This is a genomic window from Luteibacter anthropi, from assembly GCF_011759365.1.
Classification (GTDB): Bacteria; Pseudomonadota; Gammaproteobacteria; order Xanthomonadales; family Rhodanobacteraceae; genus Luteibacter; species Luteibacter anthropi.
The window spans coordinates 509490-533765 of record NZ_JAARLZ010000001.1; the positions used below are offsets into that span (position 1 = coordinate 509490).

Annotated in this window: 25 protein-coding genes and 1 tRNA gene; 15 read left to right on the forward strand and 11 right to left on the reverse strand. The window is 64.5% G+C overall.

Going from position 1 to position 24276, the window contains the following annotated elements; translation table 11 throughout:
- The first annotated feature begins 82 nt into the window (after positions 1 to 82).
- From dprA to purD, 5 genes are all read left to right on the forward strand, one after another.
- Entirely contained in the window at positions 83 to 1216 is a 1134-nt protein-coding gene (dprA, locus tag HBF25_RS02130; RefSeq protein ID WP_166946100.1) for a DNA-processing protein DprA, read from the forward strand.
- 104 nt (positions 1217 to 1320) lie between these two features.
- Positions 1321 to 3834, forward strand: coding sequence for a DNA topoisomerase I (locus HBF25_RS02135; RefSeq protein ID WP_166946102.1), 2514 nt, complete (start codon positions 1321 to 1323; stop codon positions 3832 to 3834).
- A 1-nt stretch (position 3835) separates the two neighbouring features.
- Positions 3836 to 4405 (forward strand): L-threonylcarbamoyladenylate synthase type 1 TsaC, encoded by a 570-nt coding sequence (tsaC, locus tag HBF25_RS02140; protein ID WP_166946104.1) that lies wholly within the window; start codon positions 3836 to 3838, stop codon positions 4403 to 4405.
- Between the two features lie 14 nt (positions 4406 to 4419).
- The gene (locus tag HBF25_RS02145; protein ID WP_166946106.1) at positions 4420 to 5784 is read left to right on the forward strand and encodes an AMP-binding protein; all 1365 of its coding nucleotides are present in this window, start codon (positions 4420 to 4422) and stop codon (positions 5782 to 5784) included.
- 135 nt (positions 5785 to 5919) lie between these two features.
- Positions 5920 to 7227, forward strand: a complete 1308-nt coding sequence (gene purD, locus HBF25_RS02150; RefSeq protein ID WP_166946108.1) for a phosphoribosylamine--glycine ligase — start codon at positions 5920 to 5922, stop codon at positions 7225 to 7227.
- Here purD and HBF25_RS02155 read toward each other — a convergent pair.
- On the reverse strand, positions 7211 to 9115 hold the full coding sequence (locus HBF25_RS02155; RefSeq protein ID WP_166946110.1) for an RICIN domain-containing protein: 1905 nt from the start codon (positions 9113 to 9115) through the stop codon (positions 7211 to 7213). The two genes, purD and HBF25_RS02155, sit on opposite strands and share 17 nt — an antisense overlap.
- A gap of 251 nt (positions 9116 to 9366) precedes the next feature.
- A complete protein-coding gene (locus tag HBF25_RS02160; protein WP_166946112.1) occupies positions 9367 to 10983 on the reverse strand; it encodes an RICIN domain-containing protein in 1617 nt (538 codons plus the stop codon).
- 3 nt (positions 10984 to 10986) lie between these two features.
- Here HBF25_RS02160 and HBF25_RS02165 point away from each other — a divergent pair, with 3 nt between their 5' ends.
- The gene (locus HBF25_RS02165) at positions 10987 to 12861 is read left to right on the forward strand and encodes an MFS transporter (protein ID WP_166946113.1); all 1875 of its coding nucleotides are present in this window, start codon (positions 10987 to 10989) and stop codon (positions 12859 to 12861) included.
- A 9-nt stretch (positions 12862 to 12870) separates the two neighbouring features.
- Here the strand turns inward: HBF25_RS02165 and HBF25_RS02170 are convergent, their stop codons facing one another.
- The 8 genes from HBF25_RS02170 to HBF25_RS02205 form a co-directional block, all read right to left on the reverse strand.
- Positions 12871 to 13737 carry a cobalamin biosynthesis protein gene (locus tag HBF25_RS02170; RefSeq protein ID WP_166946115.1) on the reverse strand — a complete coding sequence of 289 codons (867 nt, stop codon included), beginning with the start codon at positions 13735 to 13737 and terminating at the stop codon, positions 12871 to 12873.
- Positions 13738 to 13795: 58 nt separating this feature from the next.
- On the reverse strand, positions 13796 to 14782 hold the full coding sequence (gene nudC / locus HBF25_RS02175) for an NAD(+) diphosphatase (protein WP_341778019.1): 987 nt from the start codon (positions 14780 to 14782) through the stop codon (positions 13796 to 13798).
- Between the two features lie 10 nt (positions 14783 to 14792).
- Positions 14793 to 15179 (reverse strand): iron-sulfur cluster insertion protein ErpA, encoded by a 387-nt coding sequence (erpA, locus tag HBF25_RS02180; RefSeq protein WP_166946117.1) that lies wholly within the window; start codon positions 15177 to 15179, stop codon positions 14793 to 14795.
- 30 nt (positions 15180 to 15209) lie between these two features.
- Positions 15210 to 15638 carry a bactofilin family protein gene (locus HBF25_RS02185; RefSeq protein ID WP_166946119.1) on the reverse strand — a complete coding sequence of 143 codons (429 nt, stop codon included), beginning with the start codon at positions 15636 to 15638 and terminating at the stop codon, positions 15210 to 15212.
- Complete coding sequence (locus tag HBF25_RS02190; protein ID WP_166946121.1) at positions 15625 to 16368, reverse strand: DUF6776 family protein; 744 nt, start codon at positions 16366 to 16368, stop codon at positions 15625 to 15627. The genes HBF25_RS02185 and HBF25_RS02190 overlap by 14 nt, the downstream gene beginning before the upstream one ends.
- A gap of 121 nt (positions 16369 to 16489) precedes the next feature.
- Positions 16490 to 16972 (reverse strand): bacterioferritin, encoded by a 483-nt coding sequence (gene bfr / locus HBF25_RS02195; RefSeq protein ID WP_166946123.1) that lies wholly within the window; start codon positions 16970 to 16972, stop codon positions 16490 to 16492.
- Positions 16973 to 17077: 105 nt separating this feature from the next.
- A complete protein-coding gene (locus HBF25_RS02200; protein ID WP_166946126.1) occupies positions 17078 to 17290 on the reverse strand; it encodes a (2Fe-2S)-binding protein in 213 nt (70 codons plus the stop codon).
- A 49-nt stretch (positions 17291 to 17339) separates the two neighbouring features.
- Positions 17340 to 17882, reverse strand: a complete 543-nt coding sequence (locus tag HBF25_RS02205) for an RNA pyrophosphohydrolase (protein WP_166946128.1) — start codon at positions 17880 to 17882, stop codon at positions 17340 to 17342.
- A gap of 163 nt (positions 17883 to 18045) precedes the next feature.
- Between HBF25_RS02205 and HBF25_RS02210 the strand changes: the two genes are divergently transcribed.
- Positions 18046 to 18122 (forward strand) — tRNA-Met (locus HBF25_RS02210).
- A 42-nt stretch (positions 18123 to 18164) separates the two neighbouring features.
- Here HBF25_RS02210 and HBF25_RS02215 read toward each other — a convergent pair.
- Positions 18165 to 18788 (reverse strand): LuxR C-terminal-related transcriptional regulator, encoded by a 624-nt coding sequence (locus tag HBF25_RS02215; protein ID WP_166946130.1) that lies wholly within the window; start codon positions 18786 to 18788, stop codon positions 18165 to 18167.
- A 202-nt stretch (positions 18789 to 18990) separates the two neighbouring features.
- Here HBF25_RS02215 and queD point away from each other — a divergent pair, with 202 nt between their 5' ends.
- The 8 genes from queD (at position 18991) to atpA (ending at position 24229) form a co-directional block, all read left to right on the forward strand.
- Positions 18991 to 19344, forward strand: coding sequence for a 6-carboxytetrahydropterin synthase QueD (gene queD / locus HBF25_RS02220; protein ID WP_166946132.1), 354 nt, complete (start codon positions 18991 to 18993; stop codon positions 19342 to 19344).
- 116 nt (positions 19345 to 19460) lie between these two features.
- Complete coding sequence (locus HBF25_RS02225) at positions 19461 to 19787, forward strand: hypothetical protein (protein WP_166946133.1); 327 nt, start codon at positions 19461 to 19463, stop codon at positions 19785 to 19787.
- Between the two features lie 169 nt (positions 19788 to 19956).
- The gene (locus HBF25_RS02230) at positions 19957 to 20322 is read left to right on the forward strand and encodes an ATP synthase subunit I (RefSeq protein WP_166946135.1); all 366 of its coding nucleotides are present in this window, start codon (positions 19957 to 19959) and stop codon (positions 20320 to 20322) included.
- Positions 20323 to 20325: 3 nt separating this feature from the next.
- Positions 20326 to 21165 (forward strand): F0F1 ATP synthase subunit A, encoded by an 840-nt coding sequence (atpB, locus tag HBF25_RS02235; protein WP_166946137.1) that lies wholly within the window; start codon positions 20326 to 20328, stop codon positions 21163 to 21165.
- 78 nt (positions 21166 to 21243) lie between these two features.
- Positions 21244 to 21531 (forward strand): F0F1 ATP synthase subunit C, encoded by a 288-nt coding sequence (gene atpE / locus HBF25_RS02240; protein ID WP_166946139.1) that lies wholly within the window; start codon positions 21244 to 21246, stop codon positions 21529 to 21531.
- 83 nt (positions 21532 to 21614) lie between these two features.
- Positions 21615 to 22085 (forward strand): F0F1 ATP synthase subunit B, encoded by a 471-nt coding sequence (locus HBF25_RS02245; protein ID WP_166946141.1) that lies wholly within the window; start codon positions 21615 to 21617, stop codon positions 22083 to 22085.
- 2 nt (positions 22086 to 22087) lie between these two features.
- Positions 22088 to 22621, forward strand: coding sequence for a F0F1 ATP synthase subunit delta (locus HBF25_RS02250; protein WP_166946143.1), 534 nt, complete (start codon positions 22088 to 22090; stop codon positions 22619 to 22621).
- A gap of 57 nt (positions 22622 to 22678) precedes the next feature.
- Positions 22679 to 24229: a F0F1 ATP synthase subunit alpha gene (gene atpA, locus HBF25_RS02255; protein WP_166946145.1), complete on the forward strand. Its 1551-nt coding sequence runs from the start codon at positions 22679 to 22681 to the stop codon at positions 24227 to 24229.
- The last annotated feature ends 47 nt before the right edge of the window (positions 24230 to 24276 follow it).

The following is a 24276-nucleotide window of genomic DNA, read 5'->3' on the forward strand; positions in this document are numbered from 1 at the left end:
CCCGTTGCGCCGGCCTTGCGCCAGTCCCGTGGCGGCTGGCGCGGGTGCCCCGGGTGGCCCCGGGCTCGCCTAGACTGGCCGGATGACCGATTCCACCGATCTCCGCGACTGGCTCGTTTTGCTGCGTACCCCGGGGCTGAGTGCCCGCCGCCTGCGTGAAGGCCTTGTCGTACGCGGCGGGGCACGTCCGCTGCTGGCCTGGCTGCAACGGCACGAAGAAGCCCTCGACGAAGACGGGCGCCGCTGGCTCGCCCATCCCGACGAAGCGACCCTGGAAGCCGACCTGGCGTGGATCGAGGGAGCCGGCCACCGCCTGCTCCGCTGCATCGACGAGGACTTCCCGCCCCAACTGGAAGCCATGCCCGATCCCCCGGCAGCGCTGTTCGTGAAGGGCGATGCCTCGCTGCTGCTGCACCCCCAGGTGGCCATCGTAGGCGCCCGGCAGGCGCAGGCTCCCGGACTGGCCAACGCCGCCCGGTTTGCGAGCGAGCTGGCAAGCGGCGGCCTGCTGGTGACCAGTGGCCTGGCCGACGGCGTGGACGGGGCGGCGCATGCGGCGGCACTGGACGCAGGCCAGCCCACCATCGCGGTGATCGGCACCGGGCCCGACCGGGTCTACCCGCGCAAGCACCATGCCCTGGCCCGACGTATCGCGGAGCAGGGTGCCATCGTCAGCGAATATCCGCCCGGCACGCATGCCCAGGCGTTTCACTTCCCGCAGCGCAATCGCATCATCGCCGGCCTGTCGCTGGGCGTGCTGGTGATCGAGGCGGGGGTAAAGTCCGGCTCCCTCATCACCGCCCGACAGGCGGGGGAGCAGGGCCGGGAGGTGTTCGCCCTGCCAGGTTCCATTCACAACCGGCTGGCCGAGGGCTGCCATGCCCTGATCGCCGACGGGGCGAGGCTGGTCCAGCGTCCCGATGAGATTCTGGCGGCACTGGCACCGGCCGCCATGGAGCTGGGCGCCGAGCTGCGCCGCCGGCTCGATCCCCCGGCCGCGGGGGCGCCAAAGGCCCGGAAAGGGCCGTTCGACTGGCGCCAGGATGAGGAATATCGCCGCCTCCTCGACGCCATGGGTTACGATCCCGCTTCTTTGGACACCCTGGTGGGCGTCACCGGTCTATCCCCCGGAGCCCTCTCCTCGATGCTGCTGATGCTGGAGCTCGAAGGCGAGATCGCTACGTTGCCCGGGAACCGCTACCAGCGCGTCGTCTGATCGCCACGGCTTGACAGCCATCCCGGCGATATGTTTCCAACTAAATATATACACACGCTAGGGTCCACTCTGGTCCCTGGCGATATTCCGGAATCGATCAGCGCATGGCAAAGAACCTCCTCATCGTCGAATCGCCCGCCAAGGCCAAGACGATCAACAAGTATCTGGGCACGGATTTCCAGGTGCTGGCGTCGTACGGTCACGTCCGTGACCTGCGGCCGAAGGAGGGCGCGGTCGATCCTGACCACGGCTTCGCGATGGCCTACGAGGTCATCGACCGCAACGAGAAGCACGTGGATGCCATCGCCAAGGCGGCCAGCAAGGCCACCAGCATCTACCTCGCGACCGACTTGGATCGCGAAGGCGAGGCCATCTCCTGGCACATCAGCGAGATCCTGAGGGAGCGCGGCCTGCTCGAGGGCAAGGATGTCCAGCGCGTGGTGTTCAGCGAGATCACGCCCAAGGCCATCAAGGAGGCCGTGGCCAACCCGCGCAAGCTGTCCCACGACCTCGTGGATGCCCAGCAGGCCCGCCGCGCCCTCGACTACCTGGTGGGCTTCAACCTGTCCCCGGTGCTCTGGCGCAAGGTGCAGCGCGGCCTGTCGGCCGGTCGCGTGCAGTCTCCGGCCCTGCGCATGATCGTCGAGCGCGAACTGGAGATCGAAGCCTTCAAGGCCCGCGAGTACTGGACGATCCAGGCCAGCCTCACCCACCAGGACGGCGCCTTCGAGGCCCGCCTGGTCAAGCTGCACGGCAAGAAGTTCGAGCAGTTCGACCTCACCAACGAAACCGACGCCCTGGCCGCTCGCTCTGCCCTGGAGAAGGCAGCCGGTGGCCGCTTCACCGTGGGCGAGGTCACCAGCCGCGAGCGCAAGCGCCGCCCGGCGCCGCCGTTCACCACATCCACGTTGCAGCAAGAGGCCGCCCGCAAGCTCGGCTTCTCCACCAGCCGCACGATGCGCGTGGCCCAGGGCCTGTACGAGGGCGTGTCCCTCGGCAGCGAGGGCAACGTGGGTCTCATCACCTACATGCGTACCGACTCGGTGGCACTGTCGGACGATGCCGTGGCCGAGCTGCGCGACCTGATCGGGCGCGAATACGGCAAGACCGCCTTGCCGGACGCCGTGCAGGTCTACAAGTCGAAGTCCAAGAATGCACAGGAAGCCCATGAGGCGGTGCGTCCGACCTCGGCCATGCGCATTCCGCGCAGCGTCGCCTCGTTCCTCAACGACGACCAGCGCAAGCTTTACGAGCTGATCTGGAAGCGCACGGTCGCCTGCCAGATGGTCCACGCCACGCTCAACACCGTGTCGGTGGAGTTCCCGGTCGACGACTCGGCCTTCCGCGCCACCGGCACCACCGTCATCGACCCGGGCTTCCTGGCCGTCTACGAAGAGGGGCGCGACCAGAAGGGCGAGGACGACGAAGAACAGCGTCGCCTGCCGCGCCTGACCCAGGGCGATGTCGTGCCGGTATCAGCCATCGCCGCCGACCAGCACTTCACCGAGCCGCCGCCGCGCTATTCCGAAGCCAGCCTCGTGAAGGCGCTCGAGGAATACGGCATTGGCCGCCCGTCCACGTATGCCAGCATCATCCAGGTGCTGCTGAGCCGCGAGTACGTGTTGCTCGACAGCCGTCGGTTCAAGCCCACCGACGTGGGTCGTGCCGTGAGCCAGTTCCTTTCGGGCCACTTCACGCAGTACGTCGACTACGACTTCACCGCCCGCCTCGAAGACGAGCTCGATGCAGTGAGCCGTGGCGAAGAGCAGTGGGTGCCGTTGCTGGAGCGCTTCTGGCAGCCGTTCAAGACACTGGTGGACGACAAGACCGAAAGCGTGGATCGCAGCGAGGCCACGGGCGCGCGTGAACTGGGCGCGGATCCCAAGTCCGGCAAGCCGGTGTCGGTGCGCCTGGGCCGCTACGGCGCCTATGCGCAGATCGGCAGCAAGGACGACGAGGACAAACCCACCTACGCCAGCCTGCGCCCCGGCCAGAGCATGCACACGATCACGCTCGACGAGGCCATGGAGCTGTTCAAGCTGCCGCGCAACCTCGGTCAGGCGGAAAACGGAGAGGACGTCACCGTCGGCATCGGCCGCTTCGGACCCTTCGTGAAGCAGGGCAGCACCTATGCCTCGCTCAAGCCGGAAGACGATCCGTACACCATCGAACTGCCGCGCGCGACGCAGCTGGTGCAGGAAAAGCTCGAGGCCATCGCCAATCGCATCATCCTGGACTTCGGCAACGACGTTCAGGTGTTGAACGGCCGCTATGGCCCGTACATCACCGACGGCGAGAAGAATGCGCGCATCCCGAAGGATCGCGATCCGAAGACGCTCACCGAAACCGAATGCCTGGAACTGCTGGCGGCCGCTCCGGTGAAGAAGCCGCGTGGCGGCAAGGCCACGAAGAAGTCGGCCAGCAAGAAAGCGGCAGCGAAGAAGGCGCCGGCGGCGAAAAAGGCTGCGGTGAAGAAGACGGCGACCAAGAAGGCCGCAACCAAGAAAACGGCCACCAAAAAGACGGCCACGAAGAAAACTGCGGCCAAAAAGACGGCGGTAAAGAAGGCTGCGACGAAGAAGGCCTCCACGAAGGCGGCCACTCCGGCGGCCGAGTGACATGTGTCGCTTTGATCGTTCCTCCGTCGGCGATGCGGCCGTCTTCCTTCGCGAAGGCGGCGTGCTGGCCTATCCCACCGAGGCCGTGTTCGGCCTTGGCTGCGATCCGCACGACGAGGCGGCACTGAATCGCCTGTTCGCGCTGAAGGAGCGCCCGCCCACCCAGGGTGTGTTGCTCATCGCCGCCGACTTCGAGCAGGTGCGGCCGTACATCGACTTCGGCCGGGTATCCGATAAGGTGCTGGCGCAGGTACGGGCGTCATGGCCCGGTCCCAATACCTGGATATTCCCGCGCAGCGCCCACGTTCCTGCCTGGGTGGCTGGTGCGCACGATGGCATTGCCCTGCGGGTGACGTCCCACGAGCCCGCTGCGGCGCTTTGCCAGGCCTTTGGCGGGGCGCTGGTGTCCACCAGCGCCAATCCCCATGGACAGCCGCCCGCGCGCGATGTGGCGACGCTGGAACGGTATTTCGGCGAACGGCTGGAAGCGGCGCTCGACGCGCCGCTGGGCGGCCTGGATCGCCCCAGCACCATCCGCGACGCCCTGAGCGGGGCTATGATCCGCACCTGAGGGGGAGGGCGCCATTGTCGATCGTCTATGAATCATCCGGGCGTGCTGCCGCGCCCCGTCTGCCGTTGCTGGCCGGCCCGCCGTCGCGTGTGGTCGCGTGGAGGGATGGCCGCGCCGTGTCCGCTGGCGAATTTCTTGCTCACGCGCAGCGGGTGGCGGCGAGCCTGCCCGATGCCAGCGCTGCGGTGAATCTTTGCGAAGACCGCTACGCCTTCCTCGTAGCCTTCGTTGCGTTGATCCTACGAGGTCAGATCAATCTTCTGCCGCCCTCGCGCGCGCCCCATGCCGTGGACGAAGTGATGGCGCAGCATGCCGGTGCCTACGCCATTGGCGATCTGGCGCTTGCGCCGGCGCCCTTCGGCTATGTGCGCATGCCGACGCTGCACGAAAGCGTGCCAGCCTATGGCGAGGTGCCCGCCATTGCCGCCGATGCCATCGTCGCGATTGGCTATACCTCCGGTTCCACCGGGCGTCCCAAGCCCAACGTGAAAACCTGGGGGGCGTTTGTCGCCAGCAATGCAGGCAACGAACGGATGCTGCGCAAGGTCATCGGCGACGGCTTTCACAGCGTTGCCACCGTGCCGCCGCAGCACATGTACGGCATGGAGACCTCGGTGCTCATGCCCTTGCTGTCCGAAGTCGGCATCCATGCCGGCCGCCCGTTCTTTCCTGCGGACGTGGCCGCCGCCCTTGCGCAGCTGCCGGAGCCACGGGTGCTGGTGACCACGCCGGTACACCTGCGCGCGCTCGTCGAGTCGGGAGTGGCGTTTCCTTCCCTGGCGGCGTTCGTATCGGCCACCGCCCCCATGCCACGGGAACTGGCGATGGCCGCCGAGGCCCGTTTCGGTGCGCCGCTGTACGAGGTGTTTGGCTCGACGGAAACCTGTGTCTTTGCCAGCCGGCGCACCTCGACGGACGACGACTGGCTGCTTTACGAGGGGGCCTCGCTGCATCCGCAGCCCGATGGCACGCAGGTCGAGGCACCGCAACTGGCGGAGCCGATCGTGCTGGCCGATATCGTCACGCTGCATGACGAGGGCAGGCGTTTCCGGTTGTGTGGCCGCAACACCGACCTGCTGGAGATCGCAGGCAAGCGGGCCTCGCTGGGCGACCTCAACCGGCGCCTGCTTGCCATCGAAGGCGTGCGCGACGGCGTGCTGTTCCAGCTCGACGAGGCCGACAACTCCGGTATCCGCCGCATCGCCGGGCTGGTGGTCGCGCCCGGTCTCGGTGAACAGGACGTGCTGAACGCCCTGCGCAGTGCGGTCGATCCCGTCTTCCTGCCGCGCCCCCTGCGCTTCGTGGCCGAATTGCCGCGCAACGAAACGGGCAAGCTGCCCAGAGGCGCCCTCCTGGCCCTCATCCACCCCACCCTGTAGGAGCGCGCCTGCGCGCGACCGGTAAAGCCGTAACGCATCCGAACGACAGACTCCGCCGTGCCCCCGGTCGCGCGCAAGGCGCGCTCCTACAGGTGGGCGGGTAGAATGGGCGATTACCCGGCCTGGAGTCCCCTCATGAAAGTCCTCGTCATCGGCAGCGGCGGTCGCGAACACGCGCTGGCCTGGAAGATCGCGCAGTCGTCGCGCGTGGAAGAGGTGATCGTGGCACCGGGCAATGCGGGTACCGCCATCGAGTCGAAGCTACGCAACGCGGCCGTGGTCGTGACGGACATCGACGGCCTCGTGGCCCTGGCGAAGGCCGAAGGCGTGGGCCTCACCATTGTCGGTCCGGAAGTGCCGCTGGTCGCCGGTGTGGTCGACCGCTTCACGGCTGAAGGTCTGCGCTGCTTCGGTCCGCGCGCGGCCGCCGCGCAGCTCGAAGGCAGCAAGGCATTCGCCAAGGATTTCCTGGCCCGTCATCGCATTCCCACGGCGCACTATGCCGTCTTCACCGAGCTGGCCCCGGCGCTGGCGCATGTGCGTGAGACGGGCGCTCCCATCGTGATCAAGGCCGACGGCCTGGCGGCCGGCAAGGGTGTCGTCGTGGCCATGACGCTGCCGGAAGCCGAGGCGGCGTTGCAGGACATGCTTGGCGAGAAGGCCTTCGGCGATGCCTCTTCGCGCGTCGTCATCGAGGAATTCCTCGATGGCGAGGAAGCCAGCTACATCGTCATTGCCGACGGTAAGCGTGCGCTGCCGATGGCGACCAGCCAGGACCACAAGCGTCGCGACGATGGCGACAAGGGTCCGAATACCGGCGGCATGGGCGCGTATTCACCGGCGCCGGTAGTCACCGACGAGGTCTCCGCCCGCGTCATGCGCGAGATCATCGAGCCCACCCTCGCCGGCATGGCGGCCGATGGCGCACCGTTTACCGGTTTCCTCTACGCTGGCTTGATGATCGACAAGAGCGGCGCGCCGAAGGTCATCGAGTTCAACGTGCGCTTTGGTGATCCGGAGACCCAGCCGATCATGTTGCGCTTGCAGTCCGACCTGGTGGATCTGGTCGAGGCGGCGCTCGACGGTGACATCGGCCGTGTCGATGCCATCTGGGACGAACGTCCGTCGCTCGGCGTCGTGCTCGCGGCCGGCGGCTATCCGGGCAAGGTGCGTACGGGTGACGTGATTACCGGTGCAGACGGCGATTTCGGTACCGATGTGAAGGTATTTCACGCCGGTACGGCCACCGATAGCGAGGGTAGGCCTGTGACCGCAGGTGGCCGCGTGCTGACGGTGTGCGCACTGGGCGCCACGATCGCGCAGGCTCGTGAAAACGCCTATGAGGCGGTGGAACGCATCCACTTCACGGGTGCGTTCCACCGCCGCGATATCGCCTATCGCGCCCTGGAGCGATCAAATGCGGACATCACAGCTCGTTCATGACGGGTTTGATGATCCATCGCTCACCATCGGATACCCGCTTGAACTGCAGGTAATACGGAGGCACCGGGTCGCTCTTTCCGTCCGGATTGGGAATGAGGCTGCCGGCACGGGGTGCTTCGGGGTAGTTCGACCAGGGCTTCAGTAGTTCGTGTCGTGGATTGAATTCGACAAGGTCGTGAGCGGACTCGATAAATCTGCCGCTGGGCTCCCCATGGAGAACGTGCAAGCGCTCGCTATTGCCGCCATTGATACCGGCGACGATGCGATCGGCTGCCCAGGTCCACTGTTGGTTCAGACCGCTTTTGCACGTTGTGGCGGTGATGTCGCCGGTCTGCCTGTTGACAGTGAGGCAGTGATTGCTTGCGCGATTGCGATAGCGTCGCTCTTCGTCCAGCATCCACTGCTGCTCCGGGCCGCTTTCGCCTGCGTCACATTCGGCGAGGTCGATTCGCGATGAGGATGCATCTGGCTGGGCCAGGCAAAAGCCATCCATCGCTCTCGATTGCAAACGCACGACGGGTTGTCTGGCCAGGAGCGGAGAATCAAGGTCTACGCGATACGTGACATGGATATCGTCCCGTTTATCCGCAGAGAAGATAGGCGCTCCCAGCTTCGGATCCCTGAACTGGATGTTCTGAATGGTAGCCCTGGTCGTCAGGTCGACCGATCCTCGCCAGTGACCCGGCACGTTCCAGGTCGACAGCGTGGTCAGCGTCGCGGCTCGCATCATGGGGGTGGACTTCTTCATCGAGTAGTTCTTGTATTGCCCGTCTTCCCCATCTTCGAAGCGGGAGTTGTCTAACTGGATGGATCTATCCAGTTCATAGATCCACATGGCCTGCTCAGCGCCATTGGGGGCCTTGAGCTTCGTCAGTTCGACACCGTAGTCGGTAAGGGTTGTCGTGCTTGATTTCCTCTCGGTGCGTTGATCCGATGGCGTCGAGAAAAGCACAGGCAACTTCGCGAGTGCGCCCTTGGGGCCATCGACGAAGCCGCTCAGGAAATCGACGATCTTTCCGGTTGTGTTCGATCCAGCCTGGGTCTGGACTTCGGTTTCATAAGTGATCTGCTCCGAAGACGGGCCACGTCCCATGGGCTGTGCCTGGTCCAGCTGGATGTCTGCGGTATCACCTACCGGCTGCACGGAGGTAAGCACGACGTATTTCTGGGGAATGATGAGCAGTCGGCCGCGATCGACATTGGGTTGTCCATTCCAGGCGCCATTGCTTGTTGGCCGGTTGATCGTTGTGGTTTTTATAGAGATGACTTTGTTGTCATTACCGGCCCTGATCTGGCGAACGACAGCGACGTCATACTCGATCGAGCGGCCATTGGAAAAAAATTCGGTCTTGCTGAATTCTTTTCGCGGATGATAGGTGCTCTGGGCTCCAGGTCCGTTCATCAGCCGGGCACATCGTGAAGTAATCGCCGGGCGCACCGTGCGCTGGTCAATCCAGTCGGCGATGAGTGTCGATGCTTCCGATGGCATCAGGGTATCGGCGACCGACGCTGCTTCAAGTTTTCCACCGGCCTGCCGGTGATACACCGTCCTCTGGCTGGTGGCTTCGATGCCGAAGATGTTCGAACCATTGGATCGATGCGCGCCAGTCGCCGTTACGAGGACAAACAGTCCGGCATCGAGCGCGGCATGAGCATGCCGGCGTACGGCAGGATCGTCCAGGTCATGTTCGTGTATCCACGCGACCCGGCCGTCAAAGGCACGGGTGATTCGCGTATCTGCGGTATCGGGTGTCGCACCTGGAACAAGTGCGGCCGCCATTTCGGCATGTGGGAGAGGAGACAGTGGAATGACGACGGAGGAGGCAGAACAGGTGGCGGCATGCAACAAGGCGACGGATACAGCCAGGGTAAGGTATCGATGTTTCATAGCCAATCCTTTGGCGTGGGGGTGGGTAGGCTTAGATTGCCTACATCGCCCGGTCACGACTGTAGGTGAACTCCTAAAGTGAAGGAGGGCTCGGCGCCTACACTGTAGGGTGCATGATGGCTACGATAAGGCGTGGGTAACTGCGATGGCGGATCTCCCGGATAAAAAAAGAGGCGACGCCATCATTGATGAACGCCGCCTCGTGCCCGGGCATGACGGATGATGCAGGGGCTGCTCGTCAGCTGGTGAGCTTAACGACTTGAATCGACGGGAACCGGCTGCCAGCGCTCGTCATTGCCTATGGCTTTGTAGCTGAGCAGGCCTTGCGATATCTGGGGTGAGGTTCCGACAAGGGCAGGCACCACATCGCCCTGGGTAGGCGCGTGCGGATATGACGACCATGGCTTCAGCAATGCATGAAACGGATTGCTGGGGGTGTTCTGATGCCTGACAGGGTCGAAGATAGTCATGGGCTTTCCGTCACGCACATAAAGGCGCCATGCGCCGCCATCCATGAAACGCGAGTGGATTCGGTCGGCGCGCCATTCCCATTGCTTGTTGAGCATGGCGCCATCACATGCCTCGGCTGCGGCACCTCCGCTGAGTACATCGGCGGCGAGGCACATGCCGCTCGCACGATTGCGATAAGTACTGTCGTTATCCAGATACCATTGCTGTTCGGGCATCACATCGCCCGAGGTGCATGATTCCAGCGTGATCGCGGGTTTGTCCGTGTGCTTCTGGGTGAGACAATCGCCATTGCCGGACAGCGACTGAAGCCTGACGACCTGCTGCCTGGCGAGTTGGGGTGTAGCCATGTCCACTTCCGTGAGATGGCTGACCTCGGATGCCGGGTCACGTTCCACGAAATTGGCGCCGGCCTGACCGCTTCGCGTGCGCGAGTCAACGCGACTGTTTGTCCAGATGTATATCGGACCTTCATAGCTGCCTGGAATCCGCCATTCCGAAACCACCTCGATGGCCGCCTGTTGCATCATGGGTGTGAACTTCGCGAGGTTGTAGAGCCAGCCTGGACCGATGCGATAGTGTGAATACGAGTACCACAGGTCGTTGGCGATATCGGGAGCAAGGCGGAATGCCCACGCCGCTACCTGCGAGTAGTCGGTTCTGGTGACGAAACTATCCGTGAAATAGTCCTTCAGCGTCATGCTGACGGTACGCTCGGTCGATTGCTCTAACCCGCTCGTGAAGCTGATCGGTAGCTTGCCCAGGGAAAGGCCGCCATCCTTGGCCAGGGGGCCATTGGTTTCGACTCCGGTTCCTATGCCGACACTGGTCTTGAAGCTGATCTTGTCCTGTATCGTGCGGTCGGTGGCGCCATCGGATCGCGGCGCCTGACGCACCAGCCTTACCTGGTCGCCAGGCAGCCCGGGCGCCACGACTTGTGTCCAGACATGGTAGGCGTCCGCCATGCTCAGGGCTATGCCATATTCGTGCTCCGGCTCGTCAAAAGGCCAGACCAGGCCGGCGTAAGAAGGCCGCTGCTGGACGGTGGAGCGGACGAGAATGACCTTCTCATCCCTGTACCGGTTGACATCACGTACGACCACGATGTCGTGATGGATGCTCCGGTTCCCCTCGAAAGCGTCACCATCGCGTATCTCGATGTGCGGTACATAGGCGGAAGATGGAAGGCGGACATCCTCCGCATTTGCGGCCAGACACCCTGTAGTGGCGAGTGCGGCCAGAATGGCCCTGGGGGTTTGCAAAGTGGGCATGATCGCTCCTTGATCGTTGTTTTGGGGCATGCAGTCTCCGGCGCCATGGCCACGGCGTCTGTCGGTGCCTGCCTTGCCGTGATGCCGGACCTCTGGGATACACTGCTTCCAAACCATCAGGCTGCGCATGGCATGTCCCAGTTTTCCCTCCTTGGCAAGCGCCGGTTCGCGCCGTTTTTCTGGACCCAGGCACTAGGTGCGTTCAACGACAACGCATTCCGTAATGCCATGGTCATGCTTGTGGCCTTCCAGATGGCGCTTCCGGACAAGACGGTATCGCTTTACACCAATCTTGCGCCGGCGCTGTTCATTCTTCCGTATTTCCTCTTCTCCGCCACGGCGGGGCAACTGGCCGAGAAATTCGAGAAGGCCCGGATCATCCGTTTCGTTAAGTTGTTCGAAATCCTGGCAATGGCGATCGCCGCCGTTGGCTTTTTCACGCATCATGTTTCGCTTCTGCTGGTGGTGCTGTTCCTGATGGGCATGCATTCCACGGTGTTCGGTCCCATCAAGTATTCCATCCTGCCGCAGGCGCTCGAGCGTAGCGAACTGGTAGGGGGCAATGGCCTCGTGGAGACGGGTACGCAGCTGGCCATGCTCATCGGCATGATCGTCGGCAATTCGCTCATGCTGATTCCGGGCTATGGGACACTGGCGGCATCGGCGGCGACCATCCTCATTGCTCTGACGGGTTACCTGGTCTGTCGCGCCATTCCGGCTGCTCCGGCCACGGCACCCGATCTCAAGTTCAACTGGAATCCGGTCAGCGAAACCTCGCGCGTACTGAAGATCACGCATGAAGACCGCGCCATCTGGAATGCGGTGCTCGGCATTTCCTGGTTCTGGTTCTTCGGCACGGTGATGGTGGCGCAGCTGCCGAACTACACGCGTCATATCCTCGGCGGCGATGGCTCGGTCAATACGCTGGCCCTGACGTTGTTCTCGCTGGGTACCGGCATCGGTTCGCTCCTGTGCGAGCGCCTGTCGGGGCGTCGCGTGGAGATCGGCCTTGTGCCGGTGGGCGCCTTCGGCCTTACCGTATTTGCCGTGGATCTCTTCTTTGCCCATCCCACGCTTCCCGTCGGCGTGATGCTCGACTGGAAGGGTTTCCTTGCCGCGCCGGGTGCATGGCGCGTGGCATTCGATCTGACGATGATCGGTGCCTTCGCGGGTTTCTACGTCGTGCCGTTGTTTGCCTTTGTGCAGAGCCGGGCACAGCGCGACAAGCTGTCGCGCATCATCGCTGGCAACAACATCGTCAATGCGTTGCTGATCTGCATTGCCTCTGGTTTCGGTATCGGCCTGACACTGCTTGGCCTGGATGTGCCGACGATTTTCCTGGTTACCGGTCTCATGAATATCGCGGTGGCCGTGTACATCTTCACGCTCGTGCCCGAATTCATGATGCGATTCATCACCTGGGTGCTGGTGAATACGCTTTATCGCGTGCGGGTGGATGGACTGAAGAACGTGCCGGATGAAGGTGCCGCGCTCGTGGTGTGCAACCACGTCAGCTTCATGGACGCATTGATCCTGATGGCATGCGTGCGCCGTCCGATGCGCTTCGTGATGTACTACAAGATATTTTCCATTCCCGTGCTCAACTTCGTGTTCCGCACGGCGAAGGCGATTCCCATCGCCGGCCGCAGCGAAAACGAAGCCTTGATGGAAGAGGCTTTCGAGAAGATCGATCAGGCGCTGGCTGCGGGGGAAGTCGTCTGCGTGTTCCCCGAAGGGGCGTTGACGAAGGATGGCTCGATCGCACCCTTCCGGCCTGGCGTCGATCGCATCCTGGCGCGTCGCCCGGTGCCCGTGGTGCCGCTGGCGCTACGGGGTATGTGGGGAAGCATCTTCAGCCGTCGCGACGATGCGCTGCATCGTGCCCGCCTGCCGCGCCGGTTCTGGTCGCGCATCGAGCTGGTGGGTGGCACGGCGCTACCCGTGGGCAGTGCGAATGCCGTCGTGCTGGAACAGCGCGTGGTCGAATTGCGTGGCGACAAGGCCTGAGGTGAAGCCTCAGGCGAACCACGCCGCCAGCACGATCACGGCGACCACGGCCAGCCACACGATCAGCACGCGGCGTATGACGCGGCGTGCGTCTTCGAGTTCCGCGATGGGGTCGCTTACGTCCTGCACGTAGCCGTCGCCGGCTTCCACGTCGGCATCGACTCCTGCGCGGGCGACGGCGCCGAGGAAATCCGGTTCCAGGCGCGAGCGCGGGCTGCCGGAGTGACGGTGCCAATGGCGCCACGCGCCGACCACGGCATCGAAGTCGGATACGAGGGCCATGGCGAACACCATGAGGTGTGCGGGGATCCAGTCGAGTGCGTCCACGAGGCGTCGCGCCGCAGAGCGTGCGTCGCCATCCAGCGAAAGCGATGCGTCGCGGCCCAGCAACTGCGCCAGCCGGTAGCCGAGGGCACCGACGGGGCCCAGAACGAAGAACCAGAACAACACGCCGAAGCGACGACGCAGGGCAGCGTAGAAAGTTGCTTCCACGAGCGCCGGTGCAAACCACGGCAGGGGCTGTTCGTCCTGGCGCAGGGCGGCCACGGCCTCTTCGCGGCGAAGCGTGTCGGGGGCATGCAGGACGGCATCGAGGTCCGTCTCGATTTCGCGCGGTCCCAGCGCATAGATCAGCACCAGCACCGCGAAGACGAACCAGGCAATGTCGAACAGGGGCAGGGCGCGGAGGATGCCGCCGATGATGGCGCAACCGATGACGGGTACGAGCAGCACCACCGCCACGCGACCCGCGCCGGAGAGATCGCCCAGCCGGCTCACCCAGGCGCGGAACCAGCGATCGTCGCGCCAGCGGGCAAGCTGGGGCACGCTCCAGACGATGACCAGGGCGATGAGTACGGCGAAGAGGCGTAGGGCCATGACGATGCAGTCCGCGTGTCGATGGCCCGATTGTAGGCGAAGGGCGCCGGGCTGTGGATCAGCGGCGGGGCGTGGCTGAAACCAGTTCATCGAGGCTGACGCCTCGTTCTGCGAGCCAGTGCTCAATCAGCCGGTAGGACACCGATAGCGGTGGCGGTACGCCGAGCGTGCCGTTGGCCATGCCTTCGACGATGTCGGCCACGGTGAACCAGCGGGCGTCTTCCAGTTCGTCGTCGCGCAGGCGGATGTCGCGGTTCTTCGCGGTGGCGGTGAAGCCGACCATCAGCGAGGCAGGTAGCGGCCACGGCTGTGAGGAATGGTAGGTGGCGTGGAGTACCTCGACGCCGGATTCCTCGCGTACTTCGCGTTTCACGGCGTCTTCCAGCGACTCACCGGGCTCGATGAAGCCGGCCAGCGTCGAGTAGCGTCCCACGGGCCAGCCGCGCTGCCGCCCGAGCAGGCAGGCATCCTCGTGTTCGACGATGACGATGATCGCCGCGTCGGTACGAGGGAAGTGCAGGTGGGGCTCGTCCGGATTCGTGCACTGCACACGATGCCCGGAGGACACCACCATCGTCGGTGCGCCACAGAGGCTGCAAAAGCGCATCTGTCGCTGCCAGTGCGTCACGCCCTTGGCGAAGGCAAACAGACCGGCCTCGAAGGCGGGAAAGGCCAGTCCGGCATCGCGCAAGCCGACGCGACGCGCTCCGGTGAGGGCGACGAAGATCTCCACGTGGGCTTCGTCGAGCACCAGCGCGAACCAGGCGGAATCGCGGGCAAGGCCCAGAAAGGTGGCAGGCACGTCGCCGAAGCGTTCGGCACGCATGTTCGACGACATCCACTGCGGCAGGTCGGCACCGGTAAGGGCCATGGCGCGGCCTTCGGTATCGAGCACCAGGAAGCGGGTATCCGCTGCGCGTTCGGTTTCTTCCACCCACAGGCGGTCGTCGCGGCGTTCGGCCATGCGATCGATGTCGACGCCTGCGAAGACGTTCTCGCGGGCTTCCGCCGCCACGGCCTTGTCGCGATCCATCCGTGCGCTCACGCCCGGTGGCTCAGGCGCTGAAGGACGAGCCGCAGCCGCAGGTCGTCTTCGCATTGGGATTGCGGATGACGAACTGCGAGCCGCTGAAGGATTCCTTGTAGTCGATCTCTGCGCCCGTGAGGTACTGGAGGGAGAGCGGATCGACGAGCAGGGTGACACCGTCGCGGGAGATGGCGAGGTCGTCCTCGGCCTGGTCTTCGTCGAAGGTGAAGCCGTACTGGAAGCCCGAGCAGCCGCCGCCGTTGATGTACACGCGCAGCTTGAGCGACGGATTGCCTTCTTCTTCGATCAGCTCATGCACCTTGCGGGCAGCGGCCTCGGTGAAGATCAGGGGTGCACCGGCCGACCGGTAGTCCGGCGCGGCGGCGGTGGGAGCCATGGGGAAGGGGTTGTTCATGCGCCCATAATGGCGCCGATCCGTGACAGGTCAAGCCTTGGTCAGTGCCCGGGTGACCTCGGTGGCGCTTTCGGCGAGCTGGCGCACGGTGGGGGGCGCCCGATGGATCATCCGGCCGTTCACCTTCGCGCCGGCTGCCATTTCCAGCACCTGGTACTGCACGTCGCCCTCGATATGGGCCAGCGGCGCCAGTTCCAGGCGGTCGCGGGCTTCGACGTCGCCCGTGACGCCGCCGTTGATGACGGCGTGTGGCACGTCCACGCGCCCGACGACACGCCCGGTCTCGCTGATGGTGAGAATGCCATCACCCTCCGCCCGTACGTTGCCCTCGATGGTGCCGTCCAGGTGCAGCGCGCCACGGAAGTCGATATCACCACGCAGGACGACGCCCTGGGCGATCAGACTGGTGGCGGCGGGGCTTACGGCGGGTGGCTGGGTCTTGCGGTTACTGCCGAACATCGTTGGTGTCCTCGTTTCGGGTGGCGTCGGTCCAGGCGATCGTGGTGTCCACGGATTCGCCGCCGGGCACGGCGGCTACCAGTCGCAGCCGTGCCGGCTGGAATCCGGTGGGCAAGGTGAAGCTGGTCTGCACCTGCTGGAAGTATTTGAAGGAGAAGGGCTGGTCCACGAGGTCGCCGGACTGGCCGAGGGCCGCACCTTCGAGGGTGACGACCTTGCTCGCCTGGATGCCTTCCACGCTGAGGTGGAGGGTGCCTTTCACCAGCTCGCCGCGGCGGGCGTTCTGGGTAAGCGTCACGACGAGGTTCCAGGCCTGCGGGGAGTCTTTTACCGGCGTGCCACGGGCGCCCTGGATGCGCAGGCCCTGGCGCTGGCTGTCGCCGCCGACCAGCCGGGAGTAGAAATCCAGATCGGTGCGCAGGCCGCTGATTTCCTCGTCGCGCTCGGCAAGGTTGCGTTTCAGCTCGCGGGTGGCGACATCGCCGACCTGGGCATCCCGCTGGAGATTGGCCACCTGCTGGCGGAGGTCTTCGGTTTCCGTGGCCGTGCGCTGCGCATCGCCATGACCGGCCGTGCTGGCTGGCTTGCGGCCGCCGTACCACGCGCCCAGCAGCAGGGCCAACGCCACGCTCACGGCCCAGCCGCCTCCCAGCAGGAGGCGCCGGCGGCGTTCGCGGGCCGCGTCGTCGAGCGTACGCACGACGAACCGTGGCGGATGGCGTGGGGCCATGGACGGGTCCGTGGATGAAACGTGAAGGGCCGATGGTATAGCCCTTGTGTTTCGGAACGGTCAAGGAACCGTGCCGCAGACCCGGAAACAGTAAGGCCGCCTTGCGGCGGCCCTTCTGAGATCAATCGTGGTTGATCGATCCGACCTTGCTGAGCATGTAGCGCTCGGGGCCGATGTCCTTGATGAGGCTGAACTGAGTTTCGAGCCAGTCGATGTGCTCTTCTTCCTGGCCAAGGATGAACTTGAACAGGTCGCGGCTCACGAAGTCGTGGATGCCTTCGCTGTAGGCGATGGCTTCACGCAGGTCCTTGGTGGCGATCATTTCGAGATCGAGGTCGCCCTGAAGGGCCTCGACCACGTTTTCGCCGATGCGCAGCTTGCCCAGGTGCTGAAGGTTCGGCAGGCCGTCGAGGAAGAGGATGCGCTCGATCAGCTTGTCGGCGTGCTTCATCTCTTCGATGGACTCTTCGTACTCGTGCTTGGCCAGCTCGTTGTAGCCCCAGTCCTTGAACATCCTGTAATGCAGGAAGTACTGGTTGATGGCGGCCAGCTCGTTGTAGAGCACCTTGTTGAGGTATTCGATGACCTTCGCGTCGCCCTTCATATGGGGTCTCCCTGGATAAGCAGGGTGCGACTATACGTCGCCCGGAAAGACGATGACGTAACGAGAATGAAGACGGTTTGCGTCCGCGCTACGCGGTGTGCCGACTCAGGCCGGGGTGGGCAGGAAGCTCAGTACGGAGCGGGTCTCGGCCACGGCCTCGCGCAGGCACTGGCGGGCTTCCGACTCGCAGGCCCCGCAGCAGTCGGAACAGCCCGTACGGGCCTGGAGTTCCGAAAACGACTCCACGCCCTCGGCCGCGGCGCGGCGGATGGCGTGGTCGGTGACGGCATTGCACATGCAGATGTACATGGCGCGCATTCGAACGCGAATGCGAACGATTGTCAACCGCGCGATTGTGAACGGGAGGCTAGCCGCCCTCGACGGCCCGGCGCTGGGCCTCGGCCTGCTGCGGGCAGCGGCCCACCTCGACCCGGCAGATCGTCTCGACGGTAGGGGCGAACTGGCGCAGGGCCCGTTCGTAGACCTGGCGCTTGAAGTTGACCACGTGGTTGGCCGGGTACCAGAAATCGACCCAGCGCCAGAGGTCGAACTCGGGCTTCTCGCAGGCATCGAGCTTCAGGTCGCCCTCGCAGCCGACCAGGCGCAGCAGGAACCAGACCTGCTTCTGGCCGATGCAGGTGGGGCGCTGGTGATGGCGCACGAAACGGCTCGGCAGGCGGTAACGCAGCCAGCCACGGGTCTCGGCCAGCACTTCGACGTGATGGGACAGCAGGCCGGTTTCTTCCTCCAGTTCGCGGTACATGGCTTCCAGTGGCGTTTCGTCACTGCGCATGCCGCCCTGGGGGAACTGCCAGCCGTCGCGATTGACGCGGCGCGCCCAGAACAGGCGCCCGTCCCCATTGAGGAGGACGATTCCCACGTTCGGTCGGTAGCCATCTGCGTCGATCATCAACCCTCCGCAAAACCCCGGCGCGCTTACGAAAACCGTCGCGCTTCGCCCCGATTCAACCACAGCGCCGGAAGCGGGGGCAAGGCACTACTTGAATGGCGAGCCAGCCCCGATTAAACTGCCCGGCCTTCGTGAGCCCGTCTCACGAACGACCAGGTTCCATGGCTAGGTAGCTCAGCTGGTCAGAGCGCGGCACTCATAATGCTGAGGTCGGCGGTTCGAGCCCGCCTCTAGCCACCAAAACGAAAAGGCCGTGCCCCAAAGGGCGCGGCCTTTTTCTTTTCATCCCGTCACCGGTTCGGTTTCCGCGGGCGCTTCGTCCCGTCGTCCGACGGCAGGTGGCTCCAGTACCACGCGGGCCAGTTCCACCACGTTGTGAACCCTGAGCTTGGCCATCAGGTTCGCCCGGTGCAGTTCCACCGTCTTGTGGCTGATGTTCAGTTCGGCGGCGATCACCTTGTTGAGCTTGCCGCTCATGATGCCGTCGAGCACCTGGGATTCGCGCCGGGTCAGGCTCACGTCCGGGCGCAGCATGGCAAAGCTGTTGGGCGTGGGCTCGTCGCTGCCGGGTTCGTCGTCCGGCAGGGGCATCAGGAAGGCGGCGTCGAAGGCGGCCGGTGCGAGATCCAGCGGCTGCCGCGTCAGCCGGAACCGGCGCGGCGCCCGTTCCGCTATGCGGATCACGAACTCGTCGTTCGCATTGCCCGGCTCCAGGTGCGTGGTGAACCAGTCGGGCAGGCTCGTGGGAAGCAAGCTCCCGAACTCGCGCCGGAAAGCTTCATTGGCCATGACGGCCGGGCCCCCGTCCCGGGGCCAGACCACGCAGGGCCAGGGCAATGCAGCAAATACCTCCTCGGCCAGTCCGCTCACGGGCGAACCACCGGGCGAATCACGACCAGGGCCCATCGAAGGCCTCCTTGTGAGCGCTATGGGCAGGCTGTGCGCGGGACCCCTCGCCCCCGCGTGAAGTTTCCACTGCAACCGTTCATCGGGGAAAAGTCCAGTCGCATCGCCGGAAATGCGACAGGGATCGTGAAGACCTGCCGTATCCACGCGTTTTGACGGGGGTGCCGCTAAACTAGGCGGTCACCAGCCTCCCGGACCGGCCATGCGTATCTTCAAGACCTTCAACATCGAAGCGGCCCATCGCTTGCCGAATGTGCCTGAAGGGCACAAGTGCGCGAGGCTGCACGGGCACTCCTTCCATGTGGAATTGCACGTGGAGGGCCCCACCGATCCCGTGCTGGGCTGGGTCATGGATTTCGGCGAGCTGAAGGCCCGCTTCCAGCCGCTTTACGACCGTCTCGACCATCACTACCTCAACGATATCGAGGGTCTCGAAAACCCCACCAGCGAGAACCTTGCCCGCTGGATCTTCGAGCACCTGCGTCCCGAGGTCCCGTTGCTGTGCAAGGTGGTGGTCCACGAAACCTGCACCTCCGGCGCCGAATACACCGGCTGACGGATACGGGCATTTCCGGCAAACGAAAACCTGTCACCGCAACAAATTATGGTTGCTGCCTTGCAGCAGGCGGGACTACACTCCGGCATCCCCCCGTTCCCCGACGGTAGACACCCATGGCCAACGCAAACGGATACGCCGATTTCGCCCGTTTCGTCGAGCAGGCCGCCGCTGCACAGGCGCTGGCCTGGCGCAGCATGGAACGTGTCGCCGACCTGCATCTGCAGGCCATCGAGGGACATGCCAGGGCCGCGACCGGCCTGATGGCCGATGTCATGCTCGCTCCCGATGCCGATGCCCTGCGTGCCGTCCTGGCGCGTGGCGAGCACCTGCAGCGCGAGGGCGTCGAGCGTGCCGCGACAGCCGCAGGGGACATCATGGACGTCGCCGTCGCAACGGCCACGTCACTTGGCGCGATGGTGGGCCGGCCCGCCAGGGCCTGACCCCGCCGCGCCGGCGTTCCAACGACGCGACGGATCGTCGCGCCGGCGAGTGGTAGCGCCCTTTCCTCGCTTGTCCAGTCGTTTACGCCGCTGGTATACTTTTCCGGATTACACCGTGGCCCGTTGAACCAGCTGGTGCCGCCTTGCGCGTAACCACGGGAGCCTCGCGTTGCTCAACAGTCTTGCAGCCGGTCGTCATCTAGCCATGCGCGTGGTCATCGCGCAGCTGGTGATAGCCGTTGTCGTAGGGCTCGCTTTCACCCTGGAGGGGCGGTCGGCCGGTCTGGCCGCTTTCGGGGGCACCCTGATCGTCGCCATGGGCACCGCGCTGCTTGCCGCGCGAGCCTTCGGTGCGCTGGGTGGAGCGGGAGCAACGTTCATGCGGTTCCTGGTGGGCATGATCCTTCGCTGGGTCGTGCTCATCGGTGGACTGCTGCTCATTCTGGTTCAGTGGAAGCTGCCACCCTTGCCCACTCTGGTGGGCCTGGTGGTCGGCTACGCGGTCAACGTATTTGCATTCAGATTCAAGGGTTGAGGCATGGCGAGCGAACCGCAAGGCGGTCTGACCGAATACATCCAGCACCACCTGAACCATATGACGGTGAATTTCAGCACCGATCATTTCTGGTTCTGGAACCTGCGTGCCGACTCCATCATCATCTCGTTCGGCCTGGGCGTCGTGTTCTGCCTGTGGTTCTGGCTGTTCGCGCGCAAGGCCACCTCGGGCGTGCCGTCCAAGGGCCAGGCCCTGGTCGAGCTGGCGATCGAGTTCGTCGACACGCAGGTCAAGGACACCTTCCACGGCGATCGCCGTACGGTGACCCCGCTGGCGCTGTCCATCTTCATGTGGGTGTTCTTCATGAACGCCATGGATCTTCTCCCGGTCGACCTGGCCGGCTGGCTCATCCAGACCTTCGCGGGTCATGAAGTGGCGCATCACACCTATTTTCGCCTGGTGCCCACCGCCGACATCAACACCACCGTGGGCCTGTCGGTCGCCGTGCTGCTGATCGTCATCGGCCATGGCATCAAGGCCAAGGGTGGCTTCGGTTTCACCAAGGAACTGATGACCGCCCCGTTCCACGCACACAACCCGATCGCCAAGGCTGTACTGGTGATCCCGAACTTCCTTCTCAACGTCGTCGAAACCCTGTCGAAGCCCGTGTCGCTCGCGATGCGACTGTTCGGCAACATGTACGGCGGCGAACTGGTGTTCATGCTGATTGCCGGTCTGATGGTGAGCTGGGTCAGCTTCGTGCCTGGCGTCGTGTTCAACACGGCCTGGGCGATCTTCCACATCCTGATCATCGCCCTCCAGGCGTTCATCTTCATGATGCTGACGATCGTCTACATCGCCACGGCGCGGGAACACCACTAACTCACCGCACCGACGTTCCACCCTCTTTCAGTTCGTTTTCTTTCCACCTTTCGCTATTCGTTTATCCAGGAGAACACCATGGAACTCGCCTCGCTTCTCGCCCACGTGCAGGGCATGACCGCCATCGCCATCGGCGTGATCATCGGCCTGGGCGCGCTCGGCGCCTGTCTCGGTATCGCCATCATGGGCTCGAAGTTTCTCGAGTCGGCCGCCCGTCAGCCGGAACTGGTTCCGCTGCTCCAGGGCCGTATGTTCCTGCTCGCCGGCCTGATCGACGCGGCGTTCATCATCGGTCTCGCCGTGGCGCTGCTCTTCGCGTTCTCGAACCCGCTGGTCGGCGCCGTCCGCGCCGCCGTCGGCGGCTAAGAAGCCGTTCGTTCCGTCACCGTGACGCCCTGGCGTCACGGTGATCGTCAGTACACAAGCGTTCGGAGTCTTTCGGAGAGATCATGGAAATCAACATGACCTTCCTGGGCCAGATGATCTCTTTTGCGATCCTGGTCTGGTTTACCACCAAGTTCATCTGGCCCCAGCTCAACGGTGCCATCGAGGAGCGCCAGAAGAAGGTGGCCGAGGGCCTGGCCGCGGCCGAGCGCGCGCGCGCCGAGCTCAAGGATGCCGACGCCAAGGTCGCTTCCGAGATCAAGCAGGCCCGCCTGCAGTCCACCGAGATCATCGACAAGGCACAGGCCCAGGCCAACGCCATCATCGAGAAGGCTCGCGTGGAAGCCACCGACGAGATCAACCGTCTGAAGGCCCAGGCCCAGGACGAGATCGCATCGATGGCACAGCGTGCCCGTGAGCAGCTGCGCGAACAGGTCGGCAAGCTTGCCGTCCAGGGCGCGGAGAAGATCGTCCAGCGTGAAATCGATCCGGCGGCCCACAAGGCGCTGCTCGACCAGCTCGCTGCCGAGATCTGATCATGGCCCAGGCGCTCACCCTCGCCCGTCCCTACGCGCGCGCCGCCTTCGAGGTGGCGCACGCGTCGGGTGCGCTTGCCGACTGGTCGGCAGCGCTGAATTTCGCCGCCGCGGTTGCGGTCGACCCCCAGGTCGCCGGCCTCGGCAACGATCCGCGCGTGCTGCCGACGCAGCTCGTTGCGATCCATCTTCCGCAAGGCATGGCCGCCGATGCGCCGTTCGCCCGTTTCCTCGAGGAACTGGCAGAAAACGGCCGCATGGTGCTCCTGCCGGAAATCGCCGCGCTCTACGACCAGTACAAGCTGGAGTCGGAGTCGACCCTGAAGGTCAAGGTCACGAGCGCACTGGATCTCGACGCGTCGCAGACGGAAACGCTGCGCGCATCGCTGAAGCGCCGCTTCAAGCGCGAGATCGAACTGGATACGCACGTCGATGCGACGTTGCTCGGCGGTGTCGTCATCGACACGGGCGAGCAGGTCATCGACGGTTCGGCGCGAGGCCGCCTGCAACGGCTGGCCAGCGCGCTGACGCACTGATACGAGATTCTCATACCACCGGGTGCCGTGAGAGCGGCGCAACCCAAGGAACCGACCATGTCCAGCACCACTCTGAACCCGTCCGAGATCAGTGAGCTGATCAAGACCCGCATCGAGCAGTTCAAGCTCGGCGCCGAGGCACGCAACGAAGGCACGATCATCAGCGTGTCCGACGGCATCGTGCGCATCCACGGCCTGGCCGATGTGATGCAGGGCGAAATGATCGAGCTGCCGAACGACACCTACGCCCTCGCGCTGAACCTCGAGCGCGACTCGGTCGGCGCTGTGGTGCTCGGTGAGTACCAGCATCTGCGCGAAGGCGATGCCGCCAAGACCACCGGCCGCATCCTCGAAGTGCCGGTCGGCCCGGGCCTGCTCGGCCGCGTCGTCGACGCGCTGGGCAACCCCATCGACGGCAAGGGCCCGATCGACGCCGTGGGCACCAGCCCGGTCGAGAAGGTTGCTCCGGGCGTGATCTGGCGCCAGTCGGTCGACGAGCCGATGCAGACCGGCTACAAGTCCATCGATTCGATGATCCCGATCGGCCGTGGCCAGCGCGAATTGATCATCGGCGACCGCCAGACGGGCAAGACCGCCGTCGCCATCGACGCGATCATCAACCAGAAGCACTCGGGCATTAAGTGCATCTACGTGGCCATCGGCCAGAAGCGCAGCTCGATCGCCAACGTGGTGCGCAAGCTCGAAGAGAACGGCGCGCTGGCCAACACCATCGTGGTCGTCGCTTCGGCTTCCGAAGCCGCCGCCCTGCAGTACGTCGCGCCGTACTCCGGCTGCGCCATGGGTGAGTACTTCCGTGACCGCGGCGAAGACGCGCTCATCGTGTACGACGATCTCTCCAAGCAGGCCGTGGCCTACCGCCAGATTTCGCTGCTGCTGAAGCGTCCGCCGGGTCGCGAAGCCTATCCGGGCGACGTCTTCTATCTCCACTCGCGTCTGCTCGAGCGCGCCTCGCGCGTCAGCGCCGAGTACGTGGAGAAGATGACCAACGGCGAAGTGAAGGGCAAGACCGGTTCGCTTACCGCGCTGCCGATCATCGAAACCCAGGCCGGTGACGTTTCGGCCTTCGTGCCGACCAACGTGATCTCGATCACCGACGGCCAGATCTTCCTTGAAACGGATCTGTTCAACGCCGGTATCCGTCCGCCCGTCAACGCCGGTATCTCGGTGTCGCGCGTCGGTGGTGCTGCCCAGACCAAGATCATCAAGAAGCTCTCCGGCGGCGTGAAGCTCGCCCTCGCCCAGTACCGCGAGCTGGCTGCGTTCGCGCAGTTCGCTTCGGATCTCGATGCCGCCACCCGCGCCCAGCTTGATCGCGGCCAGCGCGTCACCGAGCTGATGAAGCAGGCGCAGTACTCCCCGCTGTCGATCGCCGAGCTCGGCGTGTCGGTCTACGCGGCCGAGAAGGGCTACCTCGACGACCTGCCGGTCAACAAGGTGCTCGCCTTCGAGAAGGGCCTGCATGCCTTCTTCCGCCAGAACCACGGCGAGCTGATGGCGAAGATCGACAAGACCGGCGACTGGGACAAGGACATCGAGGCGACCTTCAAGTCGGCCGCCGACGAGTTCAAGAAGACCGGTAGCTGGTAATAGCGAGACCCACGGGGCGGCGACATCGCCCGTCCCGTGATCCGGCG

Bases quoted from the DNA above. Each gene is read 5' to 3' on its own strand.
- HBF25_RS02200 (WP_166946126.1), bottom strand. From the start codon at position 17,290: ATGCGCGCCATGTACATCTGCATGTGCAATGCCGTCACCGACCACGCC.
- HBF25_RS02170 (WP_166946115.1), bottom strand. From the start codon at position 13,737: ATGGCCCTACGCCTCTTCGCCGTACTCATCGCCCTGGTCATCGTCTGG.
- atpA (WP_166946145.1), top strand. From the start codon at position 22,679: ATGTCCAGCACCACTCTGAACCCGTCCGAGATCAGTGAGCTGATCAAG.
- purD (WP_166946108.1), top strand. From the start codon at position 5,920: ATGAAAGTCCTCGTCATCGGCAGCGGCGGTCGCGAACACGCGCTGGCC.
- HBF25_RS02165 (WP_166946113.1), top strand. From the start codon at position 10,987: ATGTCCCAGTTTTCCCTCCTTGGCAAGCGCCGGTTCGCGCCGTTTTTC.
- HBF25_RS02160 (WP_166946112.1), bottom strand. From the start codon at position 10,983: ATGCGCAGCCTGATGGTTTGGAAGCAGTGTATCCCAGAGGTCCGGCAT.
- HBF25_RS02190 (WP_166946121.1), bottom strand. From the start codon at position 16,368: ATGGCCCCACGCCATCCGCCACGGTTCGTCGTGCGTACGCTCGACGAC.
- atpE (WP_166946139.1), top strand. From the start codon at position 21,244: ATGGAACTCGCCTCGCTTCTCGCCCACGTGCAGGGCATGACCGCCATC.
- bfr (WP_166946123.1), bottom strand. From the start codon at position 16,972: ATGAAGGGCGACGCGAAGGTCATCGAATACCTCAACAAGGTGCTCTAC.
- HBF25_RS02155 (WP_166946110.1), bottom strand. From the start codon at position 9,115: ATGAAACATCGATACCTTACCCTGGCTGTATCCGTCGCCTTGTTGCAT.
- erpA (WP_166946117.1), bottom strand. From the start codon at position 15,179: ATGAACAACCCCTTCCCCATGGCTCCCACCGCCGCCGCGCCGGACTAC.
- HBF25_RS02185 (WP_166946119.1), bottom strand. From the start codon at position 15,638: ATGTTCGGCAGTAACCGCAAGACCCAGCCACCCGCCGTAAGCCCCGCC.
- dprA (WP_166946100.1), top strand. From the start codon at position 83: ATGACCGATTCCACCGATCTCCGCGACTGGCTCGTTTTGCTGCGTACC.
- HBF25_RS02225 (WP_166946133.1), top strand. From the start codon at position 19,461: ATGGCCAACGCAAACGGATACGCCGATTTCGCCCGTTTCGTCGAGCAG.
- atpB (WP_166946137.1), top strand. From the start codon at position 20,326: ATGGCGAGCGAACCGCAAGGCGGTCTGACCGAATACATCCAGCACCAC.
- HBF25_RS02215 (WP_166946130.1), bottom strand. From the start codon at position 18,788: ATGGGCCCTGGTCGTGATTCGCCCGGTGGTTCGCCCGTGAGCGGACTG.
- HBF25_RS02245 (WP_166946141.1), top strand. From the start codon at position 21,615: ATGGAAATCAACATGACCTTCCTGGGCCAGATGATCTCTTTTGCGATC.
- HBF25_RS02250 (WP_166946143.1), top strand. From the start codon at position 22,088: ATGGCCCAGGCGCTCACCCTCGCCCGTCCCTACGCGCGCGCCGCCTTC.
- HBF25_RS02135 (WP_166946102.1), top strand. From the start codon at position 1,321: ATGGCAAAGAACCTCCTCATCGTCGAATCGCCCGCCAAGGCCAAGACG.
- HBF25_RS02205 (WP_166946128.1), bottom strand. From the start codon at position 17,882: ATGATCGACGCAGATGGCTACCGACCGAACGTGGGAATCGTCCTCCTC.
- queD (WP_166946132.1), top strand. From the start codon at position 18,991: ATGCGTATCTTCAAGACCTTCAACATCGAAGCGGCCCATCGCTTGCCG.
- tsaC (WP_166946104.1), top strand. From the start codon at position 3,836: ATGTGTCGCTTTGATCGTTCCTCCGTCGGCGATGCGGCCGTCTTCCTT.